7 protein-coding genes, 1 tRNA gene and 1 pseudogene are annotated in these 7,694 nt (G+C 40.2%); 7 read left to right on the forward strand and 2 right to left on the reverse strand.

Annotated features, from left to right (window positions below):
- Positions 1–177: 177 nt before the first annotated feature.
- Entirely contained in the window at positions 178–699 is a 522-nt protein-coding gene (locus ACOCD9_RS20230; protein WP_419548286.1) for a hypothetical protein, read from the reverse strand.
- A gap of 366 nt (positions 700–1,065) precedes the next feature.
- On the opposite strand from ACOCD9_RS20230, the gene ACOCD9_RS20235 reads away from it, so the two are divergent.
- Genes ACOCD9_RS20235 through ACOCD9_RS20245 form a run of 3 tightly spaced genes read left to right on the forward strand, consistent with a single transcriptional unit; the run spans position 1,066 to position 3,707 of the window.
- The gene (locus ACOCD9_RS20235; protein WP_287704151.1) at positions 1,066–1,575 is read left to right on the forward strand and encodes a hypothetical protein; all 510 of its coding nucleotides are present in this window, start codon (positions 1,066–1,068) and stop codon (positions 1,573–1,575) included.
- A 44-nt stretch (positions 1,576–1,619) separates the two neighbouring features.
- Positions 1,620–2,108, forward strand: coding sequence for a shikimate 5-dehydrogenase (locus ACOCD9_RS20240; protein ID WP_287704153.1), 489 nt, complete (start codon positions 1,620–1,622; stop codon positions 2,106–2,108).
- A 57-nt stretch (positions 2,109–2,165) separates the two neighbouring features.
- Positions 2,166–3,707 carry a protein kinase domain-containing protein gene (locus ACOCD9_RS20245; protein ID WP_419548287.1) on the forward strand — a complete coding sequence of 514 codons (1,542 nt, stop codon included), beginning with the start codon at positions 2,166–2,168 and terminating at the stop codon, positions 3,705–3,707.
- Between the two features lie 49 nt (positions 3,708–3,756).
- On the opposite strand, the gene ACOCD9_RS20250 is transcribed toward ACOCD9_RS20245, so the two are convergent.
- The gene (locus ACOCD9_RS20250; RefSeq protein ID WP_287704157.1) at positions 3,757–4,569 is read right to left on the reverse strand and encodes a rhodanese-related sulfurtransferase; all 813 of its coding nucleotides are present in this window, start codon (positions 4,567–4,569) and stop codon (positions 3,757–3,759) included.
- A gap of 77 nt (positions 4,570–4,646) precedes the next feature.
- Between ACOCD9_RS20250 and ACOCD9_RS20255 the strand changes: the two genes are divergently transcribed.
- From ACOCD9_RS20255 to ACOCD9_RS20270, 4 genes and pseudogenes are all read left to right on the forward strand, one after another.
- Positions 4,647–4,719: transfer RNA gene (locus ACOCD9_RS20255), tRNA-Ala, on the forward strand.
- 173 nt (positions 4,720–4,892) lie between these two features.
- Complete coding sequence (gene recO, locus ACOCD9_RS20260; RefSeq protein WP_287704159.1) at positions 4,893–5,672, forward strand: DNA repair protein RecO; 780 nt, start codon at positions 4,893–4,895, stop codon at positions 5,670–5,672.
- Between the two features lie 22 nt (positions 5,673–5,694).
- Positions 5,695–7,185, forward strand: coding sequence for an MFS transporter (locus ACOCD9_RS20265; protein ID WP_287704161.1), 1,491 nt, complete (start codon positions 5,695–5,697; stop codon positions 7,183–7,185).
- Positions 7,186–7,290: 105 nt separating this feature from the next.
- Positions 7,291–7,545: pseudogene (locus tag ACOCD9_RS20270) on the forward strand (hypothetical protein); the annotation flags it as partial.
- Positions 7,546–7,694: the final 149 nt, after the last annotated feature.

The following is a 7,694-nucleotide window of genomic DNA, read 5'->3' on the forward strand; positions in this document are numbered from 1 at the left end:
TGAGGTAGTCAGTTACCTAATTTTCAGGGAAAAAGTACCTGAATTTTACCCCCGATCCCTCCAATGGTCGGCACTTTTTGAGGTCAAAAAAGTCTAAAAGCCTTATCCAACAAGGTTTTTAGATTTATTCAGCAAGCCCTACATATATCTGCCGAAAGCCCATCCTTTTCCTATCAATTAACGATTAGCTGGAGTGGTTAATCTTTGCTTAGGAATGGGGATTTGGGGAGCATTATTCGGCTCATCCTCGAAGGGTAAAGCAGGGGGAGGAGTGGTAGCGGTGGGAGATGGTGCTGGAGATGGACTGGGATTAACGGTAGCAGGGGGACTTTTCGGGGTGACGACGGGTGCGGGAGAGCTAAAACCAAGGAGAGCTTTGCCAAAGGGAAAAACATTAGCCCAGCGTTGAATATTAGGGTTGCCAAACCAATCTTGACGGGATACCTTCACCGAGAGGAGAGGTGCGATCGCCCCTGATTTTTCGGCGGTTATTAATAAATCAATTTTATTAATACCCTGTTGTTGATTAAAACGACTGATGATAGTTTTCTCCGCTAATTGCGATGCTCTAGTCAATAATCCTTCGTAGGATTCTCCCTGTTGAACTGCGATGGGAAGATTAACAGTGGATTGAGCAAAAACCACATCAACGGCGATAATTCCCGTCAGCAGCGTTAAAACAGTAATAGACTTGTACATAGGACAGACGGTTAAACAGGCACTCCCTCGCTAGGGTCGGGATCTTCCCTGTTAGAGTTCCCTGATCGCTTTCTTAAATTACCATGACCGCTCTCTGGCCACAATTGAAATTTTTCGGTAGCGAAATCGTCCTTAGTCCCTAGTAATAGGCAATAGGGGAATAATTGGGGCTGGCTGAATAAATCTAAAAACTTTGTTGGATAATATCTTTAGGCTTTTTTAAATCAAAAAGTGACAGCCATTGGAGTAATCGGGGGGAAAATTCAGGTACTTTTTTCCTGAACATGGGTAAAACCCCACACCAACGAAAAACTTTTTTAGTATAACCTAATTATATTTGGCTATATCGACCAGAGGTTGTTAATTATGACACAAACTAGCGAAACCGTTACCTATTCCCTTGAATCTGTCCTAAAAGAAATTAAAGATAGTATTAAAGAGGTTAATCAGAAAATTGACTCTCTCCAAAGAGATATGGGTCAGAAAATAGATTCCTTTCAGAGAGATGTGGATCAAAAATTTGACACCCTGCAAAGAGATGTGGATCAGAAAATCGACAATCTCCAAAGAGATATGGATCAAAAATTTGACAGTCTCCAAAGAGATATGGATCAAAAATTTGACAGTCTCCAAAAAGACGTTAATGATTTAAAGGTGGAAGTCACGGAAATCAAGGGAGATATTAAAACTCTTGATCAGAAAGTCGAAACAATGGATAAACGACTAGAAAAAGTTGAAGATAGTTATACAATCCTAGTTAAAGATATTGCTGACTTGAAAGGGTTTAAATCCCTGATTATCCCCATGGTTGTGGCTTTTTTAAGTGCCGTGGTCACTTTAGGATTGCGTGGCTTTTTTCTTGGTAATAAACCTTAATTTTTTATTTCAAGAAAGTAGTTATCTGTAAGAGGGTTTTAATTATGACACAAACTAGCGAAACCGTTACCTATTCTCTCGAATCTGTCCTGACAAGGATCGAGAGTAAAATCGACAATCTCCAAAGAGATGTTAATCAAAAATTTGACAGTCTCCAAAGAGATGTGGATCAGAAAATTGACAGTCTTCAAAGAGATGTAGATCAGAAAATCGACAATCTCCAAAGAGATATGGATCAAAAATTTGACAGTCTCCAAAAAGATGTTAATCAAAAATTTGACACCCTGCAAAGAGATGTTAATGATTTAAAGGTGGAAGTCACGGAAATCAAGGGAGATATTAAAACTCTTGATCAGAAAGTCGAAACAATGGATAAACGACTGGAAAAAGTCGAAGATAGTTATGCAATCCTAGTTAAAGATATTGCGGACTTGAAAGGGTTTAAATCTCTGATTATCCCCATGGTTGTGGCTTTTTTAAGTGCCGTGGTCACTTTGGGATTGCGCGGCTTTTTTCTTGGCAATAAACCCTAAATTTATCAAGGAATATTGTTATCATCAAGTTTATTTTTTACTCTACCAATAAAATCTATGAGTTTTTGTATTAATCCTCATTGTCCCAAACCGAAAAGTATCACGGAGAGTCGTTACTGTCAATCCTGCGGTTCCGACTTGCTTTTAAATGGTAAATATCGAGTCACAAATTTATTGAGTGCCAAAGGTGGGTTTGGTAATACCTATGAAGTGATAGATGAGCGTAAAATACCCAAAGTATTAAAAGTTCTTACCTACGATTCCAGCAAAGCTATTGATTTATTTCAACAGGAAGCCAATCTTTTAAAACAATTAAATCACCCCGGTATTCCCAAAGGAGAAAACTATTTTATTTATCATCCCCGGGAGAGTCAAACTGCTTTACACTGTTTAGTTATGGAAAAAATTGCCGGTATTGACTTAGAAGAACATCAAAAACAAAGAGGATTTAAACCGATTGATTATAATCTCGCTTTGGATTGGTTAACTCAGTTAGCTAATATTCTCCACGCAGTTCATAAACATAAATTCTATCATCGTGATATCAAACCCTCTAATATTATCTTAAAACCCGATGGTCAATTAGTTTTAATTGATTTTGGAGCAGCGCGACAAGTCACTAAAACCGTCCTAGCAGGAGGGAAAAATACAGGAATTTATACCCCTGGATATGCTCCTCCTGAACAATCTCGTGGTCACTCTGTCCCCCAATCAGACTTTTATGCTTTGGGCAAAACTTTCGTCTTTTTGTTAACCGGTAAAGAACCCAGTGATCCGAAAATTTATAATATTAATACAAATGAATTTAACTGGCGTAAATATGCCTCAAATATCCCTTCTCGATTAGCAGATTTTATCGATAATTTAATGGCAGAAAAACCTATTGATCGACCTAAAGATACCAAAACTTTGCTAAAAATTATTACTGATATTAAAGCCAATCCCCATCAAACTAAAAAAACTAAAAATTCTCCTCCCGAAAAAACTCAAGTTATTCTTATTCGGAATTCTGTATCTATTCCCGATTTACTTTCTTCCAGTTATGCTGGGTTTTGGCTCCGTTTAAAAGCTTCTTTAATTGATTCTTTTATCGTTATTATTATCGCCGCTTTATTAGGTGGTTATATCTGTTTTCGCTTACAACAATGGTCAACTTTTCAAGATTTAAATCTTAATTTTGATATTCCCAAAGAAATCTGGGTTTACTATGCCGCAGGATTAAGTGCAGCTGGAACAACAATTATAGGTTTTGCTTTATTTATAGCGGCAATTATCTATAATATTCAAGCCAAACTTAACTTTACTCACGAACATATTGCCATTCTGACTGCTCTTGGTTTAGGAATAGTTATTAAATGGTTATATTATGTTTTCTTAGAATATCTTTTTAAAGCCACTATTGGTAAAATGTTTTTTGATTTATCCGTCACCGATAGCCAAGGAAAACGCATATCTTTTGCAAGAGCCAATCGCCGCTACTTACTAAAATTTATCTCCACTGCTCCCTTATATTTGGGCTTTTTACTGGCAGCCTGGACAAAGAAAAAACGCGCCCTTCATGACATGATTTCTGGTACACAAATCCGCAAGAAAAAGTAACCAGATACTATAAAAGTAGGGAGATGAGAGCGGTTAAGATAGGAGAAAATTAACTACAATAGGGACAAGATATTCCTGCTCGGTAATTGGGGGATTGTTTATCTTTTTCATCGATGGGATGACCGCAAGCGGGACACATTTCATAATGTCCTACCTCTAGATTAGCTGTTAGGGCCACTCTTTGATCGAAAACAAAACATTCTCCTTGCCAAAGACTCTGATCGGGACTAACTTCTTCTAAGTATTTCAAAATACCTCCCTCTAGCTGATAAACTTGAGAAAAGCCTTGATTTAATAAAAAAGCTGCCGCCTTTTCACAGCGAATTCCCCCCGTACAAAAAAGAGCTATTTTTTTATCGTTAATACTATCAAAATTGTCGTGAATATACTCGGGAAATTGGCGAAAATGCTGGATTTCTGGGTTAAGCGCTCCCGCAAAAGTACCGATCGCCACTTCATAATTATTACGCGTATCGATAACTACCACGTCCGGCTCTTTCAGCAATTGGTTCCACTCTTCAGTTTTGAGATGAATTCCTGTTTTTTCGAGAGGATTAGCCTTGGGTTGACCGAAAGTCACAATTTCCTTTTTTAAGCGAATTTTTAAGCGTTGAAAGGGCAAATAATCACAAACAGACTCTTTCACCTCTAGATTAGCTAAACGAGTATCGGTTTTTAACCAACTAATCACCTCGGCGATCGCTTGACGGTTCCCGGCGATCGTTGCATTAATCCCCTCGGCTGCCAGAAGAATAGTTCCTTTAATTCCTCTTTCTTGGCAGTATTTTTGTATTTCTGGCTGTTTTTGACGATAATCTGACAAAGCCACAAACTGGTAAAAAGTGGCGACTAGATAAGACATGGCAGGCAAGGGAAAAATTAACTTGTAATATTTTTCACTATAGGTTATAATAACGAGAGTGTCTCAAAAACCAGATCGGGGGTTTAGCTCAGTTGGTAGAGCGCCTGCTTTGCAAGCAGGATGTCAGCGGTTCGAGTCCGCTAACCTCCATAGTTTCCCTTTTGCCTAGTGATTGGCTCAAGTCTTTTTGAGGAGACAATTAGCTAGGGTTTGCCGAAAAAGTTTTTTGTGGGGGCAGGGTGTAGGGTGTAGGGTTGAGAGGGAGTCGTCTCGGAGTCTCCCGAAAACTTCCTACCTCACCATTAAGATAACTGCTATCAATAATGTCTCGTACCTATCAAGCTACTGGAATCAATCTGCAAGGAATGGCCTTCGGAGAAGCCGATCGCCTCTTAACTATTTTGACCGCCGAATATGGTTTAATTAGAGCCATCGCTCCTGGTGCGCGCAAGTATAAATCTTCCCTACGGGGTAGAAGCGAACTATTTGTGGTCAATAATCTGTTAATAGTCGCAGGAAAATCCCTAGATAAGGTCGTTCAAGCTGAAACTATCGAATCTTATCCCAAATTAAGTCAAAATCTCGCCAAACTCACCGTTAGCCAATACCTCTGTGAACTGGTTTTGGCGATCGCACTGAGCGAACAACCCCAGAGGGAATTATACGAATTAATCTGCAGCCATCTGGCCAGAATTGAAGTCCTCGACGAAAATCAGTACATACTTCCCTACCTTTGTCAAGCAATTTTTCATTTCTTAATAATTGCCGGCTTAGTGCCGCAAGTCCATAACTGCCTGTTGACGGGAAAAGCTTTAATTGGGGACAATTGCCTAGGATTTAGTTTCGAGGCAGGGGGAATAATAGATCTAGCTGCCCTCACAGAAACAATCAACCCGCCCAAAATCGATAGTAAACTGACGCCGCAAGAACTGCAATTACTGCAATGCTTAGGAAAACCCGATTTTCCCCCAGAAGAAAACCCTGCCTCAGAACTAGCTTGGATTAACCTCGATCGCCTGCTGCGCCGCTATACTCAATATCATCTGGGAAAAACTTTTCGCTCCTCGGCATTAGTTGAGGGTTTATCTCCCTTAGAATTTTAAACAGATAGCAAAAATCATCATAATGCAACTGTTTGACTCAGAAACTAGCGACGCTAATTCTAGCGACTCCTCCACTCCTGTTTTTAATTCTTCCGATTCCTCACCGAGGCAATCCGACGCAGAAACCATGAACCGCTTGCCTAAACGTGCGCCCAAATCCAATCCTAGTCAGGGTTTTGCCCCAGTGCTAAAAAACCCGCGCTTTCTCACTCTCTGGGCGGGGGGGATTTTTTCCCAATTAGCGGATAAATTCTATTTAGTCCTGATGATCTCCCTAATTGCCACCCATTACCAAAAAGCCGATCAGTCGATTAGTGGCTGGGTATCGGCGATAATGATTGCTAATACAATTCCGGCGGTGTTAGTGGGTTCGGTGGCGGGTGTATATGTTGATAGATGGTTAAAAAAACAAGTTTTAGTTATTTCTAACCTTTTACGCGGGGCTTTTGTCCTCCTCATTCCCCTATTATTATGGTTAGTGCGCGAGCAAACTTTAGCCGTTCCCCTCGGTTGGTTGCCTGACGGTTTAAGAAATTGGCATTACCGGCTACAAGGAGAATTTAATTTACCCTTCGGTTTTTTCCTGTTGTTAGTCATTACTTTTCTTGTCTCCACCTTAACCCAATTTTTTGCCCCCGCCGAACAATCTACCCTGCCATTAGTGGTAAAACGTCGTCATCTTCTACCGGCTAATTCCCTCAACACTTTAACCACCATGGCGGTATTAATTATCGGTTTTGCCATCGGTGAACCTCTATTAGCTTTTGCTGATAGCATTTTCGGCACGAGAGCCGGACAATTTGATATTGGCAAAGTGATGATTGTCGGTGCTTTTTATATAATTGCCGGTTTAATTCTAATTATCCTGCGAACTAACGAAAAATATGTTATTCCTACCGCAGAACAGCCCCATGTTTGGGAAGATATCCGCGACGGCATTCGTTACCTCAACAAAAATCATAAAGTTCGTAACGCTCTGATTCAGTTAGTCATCTTATTCTGTATTTTTGCCGCTCTATCAGTATTAGCCGTCAGTATGGCGGAAAAACTACCCGGGTTAAAAGCTTCTCAATTCGGCTTTTTATTAGCCTCCTGTGGTGCAGGAATGGCAGTTAGTGCGATTACTTTGGGTTATTGGGGCCAAAAATTCTCCCACACCCAATTAAGTCTCTGGGGTTCCCTGGGTATGGCGGCAGCTTTAATCGGTTTATCTCTAGCCACAAAGAGTTTAATTTTAGCCTTCGCTATGACCGCTTTATTAGGGATTTTTGCCGCTTTAGTCGGGGTTCCCATGCAAACTACCCTACAGGCAGATACACCCCCCGAAATGCGCGGTAAAGTCTTTGGTTTAGAAAACAATGCCGTTAATATTGCCCTCTCTTTACCATTAGCTGTCGCGGGTATCGCCGAAACTCAATTCGGACTCCGACCAGTACTATTAGCTTTAGCAGTTATGGCAGTTATCGGCGGCGGTTTTACTTGGTATGTTTCTCGCAATTTATCTAAAGATTAGCGAAACTTTTCAGTTAGGAGTTAGGAGTCAGGAGTTAGGAGTCAGGAGTCAGGAGATTGAATAGAAAACGGGTTTCTTGAAGAAACCCGTTTTCTGGATCACCCTATTGCCGAGAAAGAGCGAGCCAAAGTTAAAGCGGAATGTCTGCGCTTGTTAATTACTTTAAGGTTAGATCCTGCGAGAATGCAATTAATTTTTGGATTCATTGATACTTATCTCAATCTAAATCCGGTCGAAGAGATACAATTCCAAGAAGAGATTAGCACATTTAGTCAACCCGTACAGGAGGGAGTTATGCAAATTACCACCAGTTGGATGCGTCAAGGTATCGAACAAGGTATCGAACAAGGTATTGAACGCGAAAAGACATTAGATCTCTTGCATAAGTCTAGACAAAATAGGATAAAATAGTCCAAGAGTTAAGATTGAAAGATGACTTACGAACAAGTAAAAACTTTAAAGCCAACAGAGTTCAAACGCTTGTGTGGCGTGTATCCAGATACATTTAA

The organism is Microcystis sp., assembly GCF_048564745.1.
In the GTDB taxonomy this organism is placed as follows: Bacteria; Cyanobacteriota; Cyanobacteriia; order Cyanobacteriales; family Microcystaceae; genus Microcystis; species Microcystis ichthyoblabe_A.